The sequence below is a fragment of the Kitasatospora purpeofusca genome (assembly GCF_042691725.1).
Classification (GTDB): Bacteria; Actinomycetota; Actinomycetes; order Streptomycetales; family Streptomycetaceae; genus Kitasatospora; species Kitasatospora purpeofusca_B.
Genome location: NZ_CP170483.1, coordinates 4,226,760 through 4,243,233, shown reverse-complemented (window position 1 = coordinate 4,243,233; position 16,474 = coordinate 4,226,760). Strand labels below are relative to the sequence as shown.

The 16,474-nt window shown below is 74.0% G+C and carries 13 protein-coding genes; 5 read left to right on the top strand and 8 right to left on the bottom strand.

What is annotated here, in order from left to right; all coding sequences use genetic code 11:
- Window positions 1-60: 60 nt before the first annotated feature.
- Complete coding sequence (locus tag ACFCLZ_RS17810) at window positions 61-729, bottom strand: TetR/AcrR family transcriptional regulator (protein WP_380285895.1); 669 nt, start codon at window positions 727-729, stop codon at window positions 61-63.
- Between the two features lie 102 nt (window positions 730-831).
- Between ACFCLZ_RS17810 and ACFCLZ_RS17805 the strand changes: the two genes are divergently transcribed.
- From ACFCLZ_RS17805 to ACFCLZ_RS17790, 4 genes are all read left to right on the top strand, one after another.
- Window positions 832-1,782 carry a beta-ketoacyl-ACP synthase III gene (locus ACFCLZ_RS17805; RefSeq protein ID WP_380285894.1) on the top strand — a complete coding sequence of 317 codons (951 nt, stop codon included), beginning with the start codon at window positions 832-834 and terminating at the stop codon, window positions 1,780-1,782.
- A 162-nt stretch (window positions 1,783-1,944) separates the two neighbouring features.
- Window positions 1,945-2,820, top strand: coding sequence for an endonuclease III (nth, locus tag ACFCLZ_RS17800; RefSeq protein ID WP_380285893.1), 876 nt, complete (start codon window positions 1,945-1,947; stop codon window positions 2,818-2,820).
- The gene (locus tag ACFCLZ_RS17795) at window positions 2,817-3,560 is read left to right on the top strand and encodes an NUDIX hydrolase (RefSeq protein ID WP_380285892.1); all 744 of its coding nucleotides are present in this window, start codon (window positions 2,817-2,819) and stop codon (window positions 3,558-3,560) included. The genes nth and ACFCLZ_RS17795 overlap by 4 nt, the downstream gene beginning before the upstream one ends.
- 133 nt (window positions 3,561-3,693) lie before the next feature.
- Entirely contained in the window at window positions 3,694-4,878 is a 1,185-nt protein-coding gene (locus tag ACFCLZ_RS17790) for a MarP family serine protease (protein ID WP_380285891.1), read from the top strand.
- Window positions 4,879-5,040: 162 nt separating this feature from the next.
- Here ACFCLZ_RS17790 and ACFCLZ_RS17785 read toward each other — a convergent pair whose 3' ends face one another.
- The 7 genes from ACFCLZ_RS17785 to ACFCLZ_RS17755 form a co-directional block, all read right to left on the bottom strand.
- Window positions 5,041-5,337: a hypothetical protein gene (locus tag ACFCLZ_RS17785; RefSeq protein WP_380285890.1), complete on the bottom strand. Its 297-nt coding sequence runs from the start codon at window positions 5,335-5,337 to the stop codon at window positions 5,041-5,043.
- A gap of 176 nt (window positions 5,338-5,513) precedes the next feature.
- Window positions 5,514-6,503: an alpha/beta fold hydrolase gene (locus tag ACFCLZ_RS17780; RefSeq protein ID WP_380285889.1), complete on the bottom strand. Its 990-nt coding sequence runs from the start codon at window positions 6,501-6,503 to the stop codon at window positions 5,514-5,516.
- Window positions 6,504-6,655: 152 nt separating this feature from the next.
- Complete coding sequence (locus ACFCLZ_RS17775) at window positions 6,656-7,132, bottom strand: phage holin family protein (protein ID WP_350558600.1); 477 nt, start codon at window positions 7,130-7,132, stop codon at window positions 6,656-6,658.
- Between the two features lie 112 nt (window positions 7,133-7,244).
- Window positions 7,245-8,702 (bottom strand): Na+/H+ antiporter NhaA, encoded by a 1,458-nt coding sequence (gene nhaA, locus ACFCLZ_RS17770; RefSeq protein WP_380285888.1) that lies wholly within the window; start codon window positions 8,700-8,702, stop codon window positions 7,245-7,247.
- Between the two features lie 308 nt (window positions 8,703-9,010).
- On the bottom strand, window positions 9,011-10,987 hold the full coding sequence (gene acs, locus ACFCLZ_RS17765; protein ID WP_380285887.1) for an acetate--CoA ligase: 1,977 nt from the start codon (window positions 10,985-10,987) through the stop codon (window positions 9,011-9,013).
- 212 nt (window positions 10,988-11,199) lie between these two features.
- Window positions 11,200-13,680, bottom strand: a complete 2,481-nt coding sequence (locus tag ACFCLZ_RS17760) for a SulP family inorganic anion transporter (RefSeq protein WP_380285886.1) — start codon at window positions 13,678-13,680, stop codon at window positions 11,200-11,202.
- Window positions 13,681-14,135: 455 nt separating this feature from the next.
- Window positions 14,136-15,143 (bottom strand): ATP-binding protein, encoded by a 1,008-nt coding sequence (locus ACFCLZ_RS17755; protein ID WP_380285885.1) that lies wholly within the window; start codon window positions 15,141-15,143, stop codon window positions 14,136-14,138.
- Window positions 15,144-15,362: 219 nt separating this feature from the next.
- Between ACFCLZ_RS17755 and ACFCLZ_RS17750 the strand changes: the two genes are divergently transcribed.
- Complete coding sequence (locus ACFCLZ_RS17750; protein WP_380285884.1) at window positions 15,363-16,262, top strand: oxidoreductase; 900 nt, start codon at window positions 15,363-15,365, stop codon at window positions 16,260-16,262.
- Window positions 16,263-16,474: the final 212 nt, after the last annotated feature.

Below are 16,474 nucleotides of genomic sequence, written 5' to 3'. Positions count from 1 at the left end.
GGATCGGTCAGTTGGTCGGGCGCCCCGGCGCGAGCGCCGGGGCGCCCGCGCGGGCGGGCGTCAGGACTGCGGCGGCGCGGGCAGTTCGGCGAGCGCCGTCGGCTGTCCGGCGCCCGGGACCGGAAGTCCGAGCAGCCGCCGCATCGCCCGCCGGGCGCGGTCGGCGGCGCTCCGGTCGCCGTACAGCCGGCGGGCGTGGTTGAGCGCGAGCACCTGGCCGGTCAGCTCGAAGACGGTCTGCTCGGGCTCCGTCCCGGCGGGCAGTTGCCCGCCGGCGACCGCCAGCTCGACCTGGCGCCGCACCTTCCGCTGCCAGAGCGCGTTGCGGGCCGCGACCGCCGAGCGGACCGGCCCGTGCTCCCGGTCGTCGAACTCGACGGTCACGGTGGTGAAGAAGCAGCCGCCGGGCAGCAGGTCGCGCTCCAGGTAGGAGACCCAGGCCTCGCACTGGGCGAGCAGCAGCGGCAGGCCCGGCGCGGCCCCGGCGGCCTCCGAGCGGTGCACCACCTCGCGGAGGAAGAGCGCGACCGCCTCGTCGACGACGGCCAGCTGCAGGCTCTCCTTGGTGCCGAAGTGGCCGAGGACGCCGGACTTGCTCATCGACAGGTCGGCGGCGAGCCGGCCGATGGTCAGGCCCTCCAACCCTTCGACGGAGGCGAGGTCCAGGCTGCGGGCCAGGATCGAGGCGCGGGTCCGGCGGGTGTCGGCGGCTGATCTTCTCGGGCTCACCGCGCCAGTGTAGCGAGCCTCGGGGATTTAGCGTCCGAACGGTCGGACGCTATAGTCCGGCGTGATGACGCCCCATCACCACCCCGTTCCCGAGGAGCAGCCATGCCGGGTTCCCGCATCGTCGCGCTGGGCCACCACCAGCCCGCGAAGGTCCTGACCAACCACGACCTCGCGGGGATGGTCGACACCAGCGACGAGTGGATCCGGCAGCGCACCGGCATCGTGACCCGCCGGATCGCCGAGGACGAGACCGTCACCGACCTCGCCGCCTCCGCCGCCGCCAAGGCGCTGGCCGCCGCCGCACTGGCCCCCGAGGAGATCGACCTGGTGGTGGTCGCGACCTGCACCGCGATGGACCGCTGTCCGAGCATCGGCACCCAGGTCGCCGGGCGGCTGGGCATCCCGGCGGCCGTCGGCTTCGACGTCAACAACGGCTGCGCCGGCTTCTGCACCGCGCTGGCCACCGCCGACCACGCCGTGCGGGCCGGCGCCGCCCGGTACGCGCTGGTCGTCGGCGCGGAGCGGATGAGCGACGTCACCGACTGGACGGACCGCTCCACCTGCGTCCTGCTCGGCGACGGCGCGGGCGCCGCCGTGCTCGGCCCGGACACCGCGACCGCCGACCGCCCGGGCGTCGGGCCGGTGGTCTGGGGCTCCGACCCGACCAGGGGCCACGCCGTCCGGCTGGACGACGGCTGGCGGCCGCGCTTCCGCCAGGAGGGCCAGACCGTCTACCGCTGGGCGACCACCACCATGGTCCCGATCGCCGAGGAGGCCTGCCGGCGGGCCGGCCTCACCCCCGCCGACCTGGGCGCGGTGGTCACCCACCAGGCCAATCTGCGGATCATCGAGGCCCTGGCCGACCGCCTCGGCGCGACCGGCGCCGTGGTGGCCCGCGACGTCGTCGAGTCCGGCAACACCTCGGCCGCCTCCGTCCCGCTCGCCCTCGCCAAGCTGGTCGAACGCGGCGAGGTGCCCGGCGGCGCCCCCGCCCTGCTGCTCGGCTTCGGCGGCGGCCTCTCCTGGGCCGGCCAGGTCGTCACCTGCCCCTGACATCCGACCTGCCCCTGACGCCTGGCCCGTCCCTGACGCCTGACCTGCCCCTGACGCCTGGCCCGTCCCTGGCACGTGCCGGCCCGGCGCGCGACCACCGGTGGGGGCGCGGGCCCGGAGGATCCGCCGCAGGAGCGCGGCCGTCCGGCGTAGCCTTCACGCATGGCAGAGAGCAAGGTCCGGAAGACCGCGTCTGCGGGCAAGCCGGTGGGGAAGACGGTCGGGGTGCGCAAGCCGGAGTCCCGGTTGGCGATGGTGCGGCGGGCGCGGAGGATCAACCGGGAGCTGGCGGAGCTGTACCCGTACGCGCACCCGGAGTTGGACTTCGACAACCCGTTCCAGCTGCTGGTGGCCACCGTGCTGTCGGCGCAGACCACCGACCTGCGGGTGAACCAGACGACACCGGCGCTGTTCGCGAAGTACCCGGCGCCGGAGGACATGGCGGCGGCGAATCCGGCCGAGCTGGAGGAGATCATCCGGCCGACCGGCTTCTTCCGGAACAAGGCGAAGTCGCTGATCGGTCTGTCGATCGCGCTGCGCGACGACTTCGGCGGGGAGGTGCCCGGCCGGTTGGAGGACCTGGTGACCCTGCCCGGCGTCGGCCGCAAGACCGCCAACGTCGTCCTCGGCAACGCCTTCGGCGTCCCCGGGATCACCGTGGACACCCACTTCGGACGGCTGGCCCGCCGGTTCGGGTGGACCGCCGAGGAGGATCCGGTGAAGGTCGAGGCGCTGGTCGCGGAGATCTTCCCGAAGTCCGAGTGGACGATGCTCTCGCACCGGGTGGTCTTCCACGGCCGGCGCATCTGCCACTCCCGGAAGCCGGCCTGCGGGGCCTGCCCGATCGCACCGCTCTGCCCCTCCTACGGGGAGGGCGAGACCGACCCGGAGAAGGCGCAGAAGTTGCTGAAGTACGAGCTGGGCGGCCACCCGGGCCAGCGGCTGCGTCCGCCGGCCGACTTCCCGGGCGAGGCCGGCGCCCGCGCCGACGCCGCCGCGCACCACGGCGAGGTCGCCGACCTGGCGGTGGCCGAGTGAGCGGGCCGGGGGCGCCGCGGGTCGAGCGGGCCGGGCTGCCGGGCTGGCTCGAGCCGGTCCGGGAGGCCGCGGAGCGGGTGCTGCCCGAGCAGCTGAGCCGCTTCCTGCCGCCGCCCGAGGGCGGCCGGGCCGCCGCAGTGCTGATGCTGTTCGGCGAGAGCGCGTCCGGTCCGGACCTGCTGCTCATCGAACGGGCCCGCTCGCTGCGCTCGCACGCCGGGCAGCCGTCCTTCCCCGGCGGCGCGCTGGACCCGGAGGACGGCGACCCGGCGGGGCCCGGGCCGGTCGCGGCGGCGCTGCGCGAGGCCTGGGAGGAGACCGGCCTGGAGCCGGACGGCGTGCAGGTCTTCGCGACCCTGCCCGCCCTGTACATCCCGGTCAGCCGGTTCGTGGTGACGCCGGTGCTCGGCTGGTGGCGCGAGGAGTCGCCGGTCCGCCCGGTGGACCTGGGGGAGACCGGCGCGGTGTTCCGGGTGCCGATCACGGAGCTGACCGACCCGGCCAACCGGGCCCGGCTGCGGCACCCCTCCGGCCACCTGGGCCCGGCCTTCGCGGTCGGCGGGCGGCTGGTCTGGGGCTTCACCGCCGGGGTGATCGACCGGGTGCTGCACCACAGCGGCCTGGAGCTGCCGTGGGACGCCGGCCGGATCGTCGACCTCTCGGACGAGGCGCTGGAACTGGTGCAGGGCGACCTGGAGCGCTCCCGCGCGGTGCTCGGCCGCGACGCCGGGGCGCTGTGAACCGCTGGGCGGCAGGCGGGTCCCGCCCCCGCGGGAACCGCGGGGCGGAGGACGGAGCGGGCCCCCGCGGGGTCCCGGCCGGATTCGGCGTTAGCCCGCCCGGGCGGACGGTCCGTCGTGGGAGGGTGTCCGGGTGAACGTCCTGGATGTGCTGTTGATCGCCGCCGCCCTCGGATTCGCCGTCTCGGGCTACCGGCAGGGCTTCGTGGTCGGGGTGCTGTCGGTCCTCGGCTTCCTGGGCGGCGGCCTGCTCGCCGTCCAACTGCTGCCGCTGCTGCTCGACCACCTCAGCCCCGGGACGACCGCCTCGGTGATCGCCGTGGTGGTGGTGATCGTGCTGGCGGCGACCGGCCAGGCGATCACCACGCACTTCGGCTGGAAGCTGCGCGGCCACATCGACCGCCGCCCGGCCCGGGCCCTGGACGCCGCGGGCGGCGCCGTGGTCAACGTGATCTCGATGCTGCTGGTGGCCTGGCTGATCGGCTCGGCGCTCGCCGGGACGTCCCTGCCGACCGTCTCCAAGCAGGTCCGCACCTCGTCCGTGCTGGGCGGCGTCCAGGACGCGCTGCCGGGTGACGCGCCCAACTGGTTCTCGGACTTCTCCAAGGTGCTCGCCCGCAACGGCTTCCCGCAGGTGTTCAACCCCTTCGAGCACGAGCCGATCACCCAGGTCGACCTCCCCGACCCGGCGCTGGCCGGCAGCCCGGCGGTGGCGAAGGCACGGCAGAGCCTGGTCAAGGTGGTCGGCACCGCCACCGCCTGCGGCAAGACGCTGGAGGGCAGCGGCTTCGTCTACGCCCCGCACCGGGTGATGACCAACGCCCACGTGGTCGGCGGTGTCGACGAGCCGACCGTGCAGATCGGCGGCGTCGGCCCGCTGTACGACGCGACGGTGGTCAGCTACGACTGGCAGCGCGACATCGCCGTCCTGGACGTGCCCAAGCTGAACGCGCCGCCGCTCGCCTTCGCCGGCGAGGCGAAGACCAACGACAGCGCCATCGTCGCGGGCTTCCCCGAGAACGGCGCCTTCAACGTCCAGCCGGCCCGCATCCGCGGCCGGATCCAGGCCAACGGCCCGGACATCTACCACCGCGGCCAGGTCGTCCGGGACGTCTACTCGGTGCGCTCGCTGGTCCGCCAGGGCAACAGCGGCGGCCCGCTGCTCACGCCGGACGGCCAGGTGTACGGGATGGTGTTCGCCAAGTCGCTGGACAGCGCGGACACCGGGTACGTGCTGACCGCCGCCGAGGTGCGGCAGGACGCCGAGCAGGGCAGCGCCGCGACGGGGCGGGTGGACACCCAGGGCTGCGCGCTCTGATCGCTGTGGTGTGATTGCCGCGCCGTGATTCCCGTGCCGTGATTCCCGCGCCGTGACCGGCCGGGGCCCGTCCGGTGGTCGGGCCTGCGGCCGGAGCGGTGGTCGGAGCGGTGGTCGGGCGAGTGTGCGGCCGGGCCGGGCCGGTGGTGGGTGGAGGGCCGGTCAGGTGTCGCGGCGGAGCCGGGCACCCACCCAGCGGGCGCGGCGGCCGAGGATGTGCGGGATGCCGAGCTGCCGCTGCGCCGCGCGCGGGTGGCCGCCGGCACCGTCGAAACCTCCGTCGATACCGCCGTCGTAGCGGCCGTCGTAGCCGGTGTCGTAGCCGCCGTCGTGGCCGTGGCCGGGGCCGGGGCCGTGGTCCTCCGCCCACTCGGGGCGGTGGGCGGAACGCTGCGTGCTCTTGCCGTTGCTGTGCTGTCGGCCGCGCGGGGCGCCGCCGCGATCGGGCATCCAGGTCATACCGCAATGGATGCCCCTGGGCCGACGGGGGTAACCGCCCCGAGAGGCATCAACGCGGCCTATGCGCTTGTCATATGAACGTCACATCAAGGGAGTTGGGACCTTCGGCCCCGTTCGCCCATCCGGGCACCGGGACCCTGGACCCGTGCCCTTTCCCGGCCGAGGTCGTTGGCCCTTCAGTCCTTGTGCCGGCCGATCCAGTCCAGCAGTTCGGCGGTGAACTGCTCCGGCGCCTCCTCGTGCGGGAAGTGCCCGACTCCCGGCAGCAGGCGCCAGCGGTACGGCGCGGCCACGTACTCGCCGCCGCCCAGCGCGGTGTGCGACAGCAGCACCGGGTCCGCCGCGCCCTGGACGTGCAGGGTGGGTGCGGTGATCGGCTTCTTCATCCGGCGGGCGAACTGGATGCCGTCCGGCCGGGCCATCGAGCGCAGCAGCCACCGGTAGGGCTCGATCGAGCAGTGCGCGGTGCTCGGGATCCGGATCGCCTGCCGGTACGCGGCCACCGCCGCGCGGTCCAGCTGGTTGCGGCCGGTCCAGGCGTCCAGGTAGCGGCCGACCAGCGCGGCGTCGTCGGCCACCAGGCGGCGCTCCGGTATCCACGGCCGCTGGAAGCCCAGCACGTGCTCGAAGGCGGCCAGCTGCTTGCGGTCGGTGAGCAGGGCCCGGCGGAGGTCGCGGGGGTGCGCGGCCGAGACGACGGTGAGGCTCTGGATCACCGAGGGCCGCATCACGGCCGCCACCCAGGCCAGTGTGCCGCCGGAGGCGTGGCCGACCAGGTGCGCGCGGTCCTCGCCGAGGGAGCGGATCACCCCGGTGATGTCCAGCGCGAGGTTGCCGGGGTCGTAGCCGCGCGGGGTGCGGTCGCTGCCGCCGATGCCGCGCAGGTCCACGGCGACGGCGCGGTAGCCGGCCGCGGCCAGCGCGGTCAGCTGGTGGCGCCAGGCCCACCAGTACTCGGGCCAGCCGTGCACCAGCAGGACCAGCGGGCCCTCGCCGAGTTCGGCGATGTGGAACCGCGCGCCGTTGGCGGCGAGGTCGCGGTGGATCCACGGCCCGGCCTGCCGGACGTCCCAGGCGGCCGGGGGCGCGTCCTGGGCGTCGCCGGGAGTGGTGAGGCCGGAGCTGTCGGACGGCTGCGCGGGCACGTGCTTCTGGTCGAGCGACATACCGAGAGCGTGTCATATCCGCGCGCCGGACACGCGCCCGGCACTCGCACTGGGGCCGTTCCGGCCGGTAGTGTGCCGGGCGCGCATCCCTGGCGCGTTCCTGGCGCGATCCCCGCGCGTGCCTGGCGAAATCCCCGGCGCACCGGGCGGGCCTACGGGATGCGGCCCAGGGCGCGGTCGATCTCCTCCTTGGTGGCGGGACGCGGACGCGCGTTCTTCAGCACGTCGGCGGTCTTCTGCGCACCCTCGATGGTCCGGACCGGCTTCTCGATCTTCTTGAACGAGCGCAGCGCCAGCAGGCCCAGCAGCACGGCCAGCAGCAGGTACGCGCCGGCCACGATCAGGAACGACCAGCCGAGCGACAGGCCCAGCGCGTGGATGCCGAACGCGGCGGCCGCGCTCAGCATCGGGACGGCGGCCAGCGCCACCACGCCGGCCACGCCGAGCGAGACGCCGCCGGAGACGCCGCGCTTGACGTCGGCGCGGATCTCGGCCTTGGCCAGCGCGATCTCGTCGTGGACCAGGGCGGACAGGTCGGCGGTGGCCGCGGCGAACAGCTGCCCCACCGAACGCTCGCCCTCGTAGGGCGCCCGGCCGTTGCTGGACGGGTCTGCGGCTCCTGCGGGCATCAGCGGTGCTCCTCTTCGGTGGACTGTCGACAGTTCAGAATCATGCCCCTACCGGAGGAGCGGACACCACTCCGGGGCCCCGCCGGGGGGACGTGTTCCGGTGGGCCGCCGCTCAGCGCGCTCCGTCGCGGCCTTCGTCCGCCGGGCGTGTCGGCGCCGTGCCGGTCGGGCCGGCCTCCGGCTGCCCGGCCTCCGCCTGCCCGGCCTCCGCCTGGCGGGCCTCTGTCTGGCGGGCCCGTTCGGCCATGCGGTGCTGCCAGGCAGGGTCGTCCAGCTGGTAGACGTCGGGGATGCCGTCGCCGTCGAGGTCGCGGTCCTCCTCCTCGCACAGCGCGCGGTAGTGCCGGTTGCGCAGCTTGAGCAGCACGGTGGCGGTCAGCGCGCAGATCAGCGAGCCCACCAGGACGGCCGCCTTGGCCCGGTCGGCGAGCGCCGGGTCGTCCGGGAAGGCCAGCTCGCCGATCAGCAGCGAGACGGTGAAGCCGATGCCGGCCAGCACCGAGAGGGCGAACATGTCGGCCCACTTGAGCTGCGGGTTCAGCTCGGCACGGGTGAAGCGGGCGGCCAGCCAGGTGCCGCCGAAGACGCCCACGGACTTGCCGACCACCAGGCCGAGCACGATGCCGAAGGGGGCGGACTGGGTGAACACCTCGCGCAGGGCCGAACCGGAGATCCCCACCCCGGCCGCGAACAGCGCGAACACCGGCACGGCCACCCCGGCCGAGAGCGGACGGACCAGGTGCTCGATGTGCTCGCCGGGGGAGTGCTCCTCGTCGCCCTCCCGGTGGCAGCGGAGCATCAGGCCCATCGCGACGCCCGCCACCGTGGCGTGCACGCCGCTCTCGTGCATCAGCGCCCAGATCACGAAGGCGAGCGGTACGAACAGGTACCAGCCGTGCACCCCGCGCCGGTGCAGGAACCAGAACAGTACGAGTCCGGCGAAGGCCAGCCCGAGCGCCCAGAACTTGATGCCGGAGCTGTAGAAGACCGCGATGATCAGGATCGCGATCAGGTCGTCCACCACCGCGAGGGTGAGCAGGAAGGCGCGCAGCGGGGAGGGCAGGTGGCTGCCGACCACGGCGAGCACACCGAGCGCGAAGGCGATGTCGGTGGCGGTCGGGACGGCCCAGCCGCTGGGGTGCCCGCCCGCGCCCGCGTTGACGACGGCGTACAGGACGGCGGGCAGCACGACACCGCAGACGGCGGCTATGACGGGCAGCATCGCCGCGCGGGGGCTGCGCAGCTCGCCCGCCACGAACTCGCGCTTGAGCTCGATGCCGGCCACGAAGAAGAAGATCGTCAGCAGCCCGTCCTTGGCCCAGGTGCCCAGGGTGAGGTCGAGGTGGAGCGGGGCGGAGGGGCCGACGGTGTAGTTCAGGACGGACTGGTAGGCGTCCGGCCAGACGTTGGCCCAGATCAGTGCGACGACTGCGGCGGCGAGCAGCAGGACGCCGCCGACCGTCTCGGTGCGCAGGGCGTCCAGGACGTAGGTGCGCTCGGGGAGGGGCAGCCTGCCGAGGAACTGGCGGCGTCGGGGCGTCGGCTCTTGGACGGGCGGCTGGCTGGCCACGCGCGGCCTCCTGGGGGCGAGGGGACGGTGTGTGGATGCACCGGTGGTGCATCGCCGACCAGACTTCCCGGCTCGCCCTGTGACGCGGATCTTGATGCGCCTTTGACATTGTAGCGTGGCGGCAGAGCGACATCCGGATTGTCCTATTCAAGGACTTAAGCCCTCGCGGCCCGTTGCGCACGGCGGCGCGGGTACGACGGGGTCCGGACACGGCGGTGCCCCGGGCGGTCACGACCGTCCGGGGCACCGTCACGTGCGCCTCTTGTGCGCCTCACGCATGTCTCACGACGTGCGCCTCACGACGTGGGTCAGCTCTCGCTGCCCACCGGCGGCAGCTGGGCCTGGATGAGGTTCATCACCGTGGAGTCGGCCAGCGTGGTGGTGTCGCCGACCTCGCGGCCCTCGGCGATGTCGCGCAGCAGACGGCGCATGATCTTGCCGGAGCGGGTCTTCGGCAGCTCGCCGACCACCTTGATCTGCTTCGGCTTGGCGATCGGGCCGAGCGTACGGCCGACGTGCGCCCGCAGCTCCTCGACCAGCTCGGGGCTGTCGGTGGCGCTGCCGCGCAGGATCACGAAGGCGACGATCGCCTGGCCGGTGGTGGCGTCGGTGGCGCCGACCACGGCGGACTCGGCCACCGACGGGTGCCCGACCAGCGCCGACTCGACCTCGGTGGTCGAGATGTTGTGGCCGGAGACCAGCATGACGTCGTCGACCCGGCCGAGCAGCCAGATGTCGCCGTCCTCGTCCTTCTTGGCGCCGTCACCGGCGAAGTAGCGGCCCTCGAAGCGCGACCAGTAGGTGTCGATGTAGCGCTGGTCGTCGCCCCAGATGGTGCGCAGCATGGAGGGCCACGGCTCGGTGAGCACCAGGTAGCCGCCGGAGCCGTTCGGGACCTCGGCGGCGTTGTCGTCGACCACGGTGGCCGCGATGCCCGGCAGCGCGCGCTGGGCCGAGCCCGGCTTGGTCTCCGTGACGCCCGGCAGCGGGCTGATCATGATCGCGCCGGTCTCGGTCTGCCACCAGGTGTCCACGATCGGGGTCTTGCCGGCGCCGATGTGCTCGCGGTACCAGACCCACGCCTCGGGGTTGATCGGCTCGCCGACGCTGCCCAGCACCCGCAGCGAGGACAGGTCGAACTTCGCGGGGATGTCGTCGCCCCACTTCATGAAGGTGCGGATCGCGGTCGGCGCGGTGTAGAGGATGGTCACGCCGTACTTCTGGACGATCTCCCAGAAGCGGCCCTGGTGCGGGGTGTCCGGGGTGCCCTCGTAGATGACCTGGGTGGCGCCGTTGGAGAGCGGGCCGTAGACGATGTACGAGTGGCCGGTGACCCAGCCGATGTCGGCGGTGCACCAGTAGACGTCGGTCTCCGGCTTGAGGTCGAAGACGGCGTGGTGGGTGTAGCTGGCCTGGGTGAGGTAGCCGCCCGAGGTGTGCAGGATGCCCTTGGGCTTCCCGGTGGTGCCCGAGGTGTAGAGGATGAAGAGCGGGTGCTCGGCGTCGTGCGCCTCGGGGGTGTGCTCGGTGGACTGGCGCCCGGTGGCCTCGTGCCACCAGACGTCGCGGCCCTCGGTCCAGGCGATCTCCTGGCCGGTGCGGCGTACGACCAGGACGTGCTCGACGCCGTCGACCTTGGTCAGCGCCTCGTCGATGGCCGGCTTGAGGGCGGACGGCTTGCCGCGCCGGTAGCCGCCGTCGGCGGTGATGACCAGCTTGGCCTGGGCGTCCTGGATGCGGGAGGCGACGGCGTCGGCGGAGAAGCCGCCGAAGACCACCGAGTGGGTGGCGCCGATCCGGGCGCAGGCGAGCATCGCGACGACCGCCTCGGCGATCATCGGCAGGTAGATCGCGACCCGGTCGCCCTTGGCGACGCCGAGCTCCAGCAGCGCGTTGGCGGCCTGCGAGACCTCGTCCTTGAGCTGGGCGTAGGTGATCGAGCGGCCGTCGCCGGGCTCGCCCTCGAAGTGGATGGCGACGCGGTCGCCGTTGCCGGCCTCGACGTGCCGGTCGACGCAGTTGTAGGCCACGTTGAGCGTGCCGTCGGCGAACCACTTGGCGAACGGCGGGTTGGACCAGTCGAGGGTCTGGGTGGGCTCGACGGCCCAGCTGAGGCGGCGGGCCTGCTCGGCCCAGAAACCGAGGCGGTCCTCGGAGGCCTGAGCGTACGCGGCCGCGGTGACGTTGGCGGCTGCGGCGAGCTCTGCCGGCGGGGCGAAGCGCCGCTCCTCCTTGAGCAGGTTGGCCAGGCTCTCGTTGCTCAACGCGCACTCCTCATGAGTCATGATCGGGGTCGTTTCCCGTGCGTGGGGATTGTCCCGTGTGTCCCAGCGCACAGCTCACCAGGCGAAGAGGTCTGTTGACAAGAGGCTCCGGACAATTGGTGTAGACCTTTGACCGGGCATCGAACGGTTGCCCGAGGTCGGCGGCGCCCCGGGGCGGGGCGGGGAGGTGGGCCCGCGTGCTTGGCCCGCCCGGCGGGACGCGGGCCCGGTTCTCAGGCGGCCAGGCCGGGACCTCCTCCACCCCGGACCGGATCGGCGGCGGCGGTACCCGTGTCCGGGACCTGTTCGAATTCATTCGCACGCCCGGGCGTGTCGGGCTTCTGCCGCGGGGCGGACGTCCGCTGGGCCGACGTCCGCTGGGCCCGCGCCGGTGTCCCCGCAGCTGCCGGTGGCGGTGCCGGTGCGACGGTCGGTGCCGCGGCCTCGATCGGACCGAACCGGCCGCTCTCCCGGTCGAGCACATAGGCCTGTGCGGTGGCGAAGTCGAAGTACATGCCGACCAGCCTCAGGGTCCCCTCGGTCACCCGTCGCTCCACCGCCGGGTTGGCCAGCAGCTGGTCCAGCTGCTGGACCACGTTGGTGATGCAGAGCTGCTCGGCCAGGTCGACCGCCGGGCGGTCGGCGAACTCCGCCGGGACCCTGCGCAGCCGGTCCAGCGAGCCGCGGCCGTTGCGCAGCCAGCGGGCCAGCGGCGTGGGCCGGCCGGGCTGCTCGTGCACACCGTCCAGCAGGGCCTTCATCGCCCCGCAGCCCGAGTGCCCGCAGATGGTGATCGACCGTACCTCCAGCACCTCGACCGCGTACTGCACCGCCGCCGCCACCGAGTCGTCGGCCGCACCCGGCTCGTGCGGCGCCGGCACCAGGTTGCCGACGTTGCGCACGGTGAAGAGGTCGCCCGGGCCGCTGTTGGTGATCATGCTGGTGACCAGCCGGGAGTCGGCGCAGGTCAGGAAGAGCTGCGAGGGCGTCTGTCCCTCCCGGGCGAGCCGGGCGAGTTCGGGCCGCACCAGCGGGGCGGTGTGCAGCTGGAACACCCGTACCCCGTCCAGCAGCCGGCCGTGCGGGTCCGCCCGCTGCTCGATGCAGTGGTGGCCGACCCAGGGCGTCCAGGCGCGGCAGCGGTGCGGGCCGGGGGAGCTGCCGGCACGGACGGTGCCGTCCGGGTCGAGCACCTCGTCGTCCTGGCGGCGCGTCACCATCGACACCCGCCCGCCGCCCGCCTGATGGCCGGTGCGCCAGCTGTGCACGGTCTCGAAGGCGGCGTGGTCCAGGAAGGAGCCGTCGTGGACGACGGCGACCTCGGCGCCGGCCGGGATGCCCGCCAGTGCCCGGCTGAGCCGGGGCACCGCGGCGAAGGTGAGCGGACCGTGCGTCTCCACGGTGAACGAGCCGTCGGGGCCGGCCACGACGTCCACATGGGCGCGGGTCAGCCGGTAGAGCGCGAGCAGTGCGGCCGTCCCCGCGCCCAGCGCCACCCCCGGCAGGACGCCGAGCAGCACCACGGCGGCCACGGTGGTCAGGTAGACGGGGAACTCGCGGTGCCGGTGCACCTTGCGGATGTGCGCGAAGCTCACCATCTGCAGGCCGACGACCAGCACCAGCGCGGCGAGGGCGGCGAGCGGGATCCTGCGCAGCCCGCCGGCCAGGGCCAGCGCGGCCGCCAGCACCCACACGCCGTGCAGCACCGAGGACCGGCGGCTGTGCGCCCCGGCCCGGACGTTGGCCGTGCTGCGCACCGCGCCGCCGGCGATCGGCAGTCCGCCGACCAGTCCGCTGACCAGGTTGGCGAGGCCCTGGCCGCGCAGCTCGCGGTCGAGGTCCCCGGTGCGGCGCGACATCCGGTCGACCGCGACGGCGGAGAGCAGCGACTCGACGCTCGCCACGGCGGTGACGGTCAGCACGGCGCCCAGGACGGCGAGCGGCGGGCCGTGCGGCAGGTCGGGGGCGAGGCCGTGCGGCTGCCAGGCGGGCAGTTCGACCCGGGCGAGCCGCAGGTCCAGCGCGACGGCGAGCAGGGTGGCGGCGGCGACGGCGGCCAGCGGGCCGGGGACCCTGGCCAGCCGGGTGCCGAACTCCCCGTACCGGCCGGGGAGTCGCTCCAGCCGGGGCCAGCCGAGCAGTACGGCGACGGTGACCGCGCCGACGGCCAGGGCCGAGGGATGAGGGGTCGCCAACTGTCCGGGCAGGGCGAGCAGGTTGGCCAGTGCCGAGCTCTGCGGCGAACCGCCGAGGACGACGTGCAGCTGGGCGATGGCGATGGCGAGGCCGACCCCGGCGAGCATGCCGTGCACGATGGCGGGCGAGACGGCCAGCGCGGTGCGGGCCACCCGGCGCACCCCGAGCAGGAGTTGGAGCAGGCCGGCGGCGAGGGTGATGGCGCAGGTGGCCTGCCAGCCGTACTGGGCGATCAGCCCGGCGGTGATCACGGTGAGCGCGGCGGAGGGGCCGCTGACCTGCAGCGGGGTGCCGCCGAACAGGCCGACCACGATGCCGCCGACGGCCGCCGCGGCCAGTCCGGCGGTGAGCGGGGCGCCGGTGGCCAGGGCGATGCCGAGGGAGAACGGCACGGCGATCAGGAACACCACCAGGGAGGCCGAGAGGTCCCGGGCCCAGGCGGCGCGGGGACGTCGGCCCGGTGGTGCGTGGTCGGTGGTGTCGGAGGCGATGGGGGCGCTGGAGATGTCGAGGGTCATGGGTCTTCCCGTCTGTCCGGGGAAACGAACGCAGTCAGGTCCGGCGGTGAGTCCGGGCGTGGGCTCGGTGAAGCGGATCGGCTGTCGTGGGTCGCGACGGTGTGGCGGGATGGCGCGGTCGGGCCGGGAGTGCGGGGTGTCACCGGCCGGGCCTTGGACCATCGGGCCGCCCGGCGGTCGCTCGGCGGGGCACTGGGAGGAGCCAGGCCACGGCGAGGGGCACCGGGACGGAAGAGGAACATCAAGACTCGGTAAACCGAGGGTAATGAGAGCTTTGCACAGCGTCATTCGAAGCGACAGTGAATAACGGCCTGATTCACCCCATTGGGTGGTGGCCGAACGGACGGGAATCTGCTGGTCGCGGGCCTGCCGGGAGCGAGTCGGCCGGGACGCGCTCGGGCCGCGGCCCCCGTGCGGGGGACCGCGGCCCGTGGGTGGTGCGGCGGGGCTCCGGCTCAGACGACCGCGCCGGCGGTGGTGGGCTCGCCGGCCGGCGCGGGCTCGCCGCCGAGCACGAAGTCCGGGTCGACCTGGGCGGCGAGGTCCGTGCCGACCTTGGCGTTGGCCCAGCTCTCGGCGTTGCGCAGGTGGAAGTGGACGGCCTGTTCGGTGTACCGGCGCGGGTCGCGCAGCGCGTACGCGGCGTCGGCCGCCGTGCGCAGCTCGTCCAGCGCGGCGCGGTTGGCGGGTTCGAGGGCGCGCAACGGCGGCTGCGCGCCCTGCTCCAGGCGGCGGACCCAGTCGGAATGGCCGAAGGCCGTCAGCAGGTCCTCGCCGACCTCCCGGCGGAGGAAGTCCAGGTCGTCGGGGCCCTGCACCTTGTTGCCGACGACCCGCAGGCGCACGCCGAAGTCGCGCGCGTAGTCCCGGTACTGGCGGTACACCGAGACGCCCTTGCGGGTGGGCTCGGCGACCAGGAAGGTGAGGTCGAAACGGGTGAACAGGCCCGAGGCGAAGGAGTCGGAGCCGGCGGTCATGTCGGTCACCACGTACTCCCCCCGGCCGTCGACCAGGTGGTTGAGCAGCAGCTCGACCGCGCCGACCTTGGAGTGGTAGCAGGCGACGCCGAGGTCCTCCTCGGTGAACGCGCCGGTCGCCAGCAGCCGCACCGACCCCTCGTCGAGCGCGACCGGGCGGGCGCAGGCCGTGTAGACCGGGTTCTCCTCGACGATCCGCAGCAGCCGCGAGCCCCGGCCCGGCGGGGTGGTCTTGATCATCTCCTCGGCGGAGCGGATCAGCGGGTTGCTGCCGCGCAGGTACTCCTTGATCTCGGGCAGGCGGGCCCCGAGCGCGGGCAGTGCGGCGGCCTGGTCGTCCGTCAGGCCGAGTGCGGGTCCGAGGTGCTGGTTGATGTCGGCGTCGACGGCGAGGACCGGCCGGACCGCGGCGGCCAGGTGGCGGATGAACAGCGCGGACAGCGTCGTCTTGCCGCTGCCGCCCTTGCCGACGAAGGCGATCTTCATCTTGGGACTCCGGCTCTCGCTCCTGGGCCCGCCGCGATCGCGGCTGCGCGCCGCGGCGAGGTCGACGATTCCCCCGAGTTGGAAATCGTTATCGTCTTCGACAGTCGTCATGCTATCGGGGTTTCGGGTCGCCGACCGGCGGGAAGTGAGGATTGCCTCTAACGGGTGATGCGAGGTTGCTGTTCCGGCCGGGGCGCCCGGGTCATTACTCTCGGGTAGGTGAGCACTGGAACAGATCCCCTCGCCCCGTTGGCCCAGCTCCCCGGAGTGCCGGACGCGGTGGCCGAGGTGCGCAAGGCCGTCGACCGCCTCTACGGCCACCGGGTGATGCGCCGCCGCGCGGCCGAGGTCACCTCCGAGTCCGCCCTGCGCGGCGCCCGCGCCTCGGCGGCGCTGGCCGGGGCCGACTGGCCGTTGGAGGAGGTCCGGCGGCGCAGCGACTTCGGCGCGGAACCCGAGGCCCGCACGGTGGGCGCCGCGCTGCGGATCGCGGCCGAGGCGGGCCAGCTGCTGAGCATCTGGCGGCACTCGCCGCTCCAGGTGCTGGCCAGGCTGCACCTGCTGGCGGTCGGTGACGCCGACCCCGCGGCGGGCCGCCCGCGGCAGGGCGGCGAGGGGGCCGACGAGCTGTTCCCGCTGGAGCTGAAGCCGGCGGAGGGCGTCGCGGCGGACCACGGCCCGGTGGCGGACGGGCCGGTGCCGGCGCTGCCGGCGGCGCCCGGTCCGGAGGAGGTCGCCGCCCGGCTCGACCAGCTCTCCCGGCTGCTGGTGGCCCGCGCGGAGGGCCAGGGCGTCGGGACGCCGGCCCTGGTGGTGGCCTCGGTGGTGCACGGCGAGCTGCTGGCGCTGCGGCCGTTCGGCGCGTACAACGGCCTGATCGCCCGGGCCGCCCAGCGGATCGTGCTGATCGCCGAGGGGCTCGACCCGAAGTCGATCTGCCCGGCCGAGGTCGGACTCGTGGAGCTCGGGACGGACGCCTACCGGCGGGCGCTGGCCGGCTATCTGGCGGGGACGCCGGAGGGCCTGGCGGCCTGGATCGGCCACTGCGGCCGGGCGCTGCGGCTCGGGGTGCGGGAGAGCACGGCGGTCTGCGAGGCGATGCAGCGCGGCATGGTCTGAGCGCTCGGACCGACCGGTCCGGACAGCGAGATGCGGCGGCACCTGATCCTGCCAGGTGCCGCCACTGGCACAGATGCCGGGTGACCATGCATGCACCGGAAGTGCCGATCAGACGGGGATCCTGCCCGTTCGTCTGGTCCGGCGGCCCGACAGCGGGTCGGCTGCATGTGGGTGCTCGGTCATCTGTACGGCGGTCCGTGGGGCCTGAACTG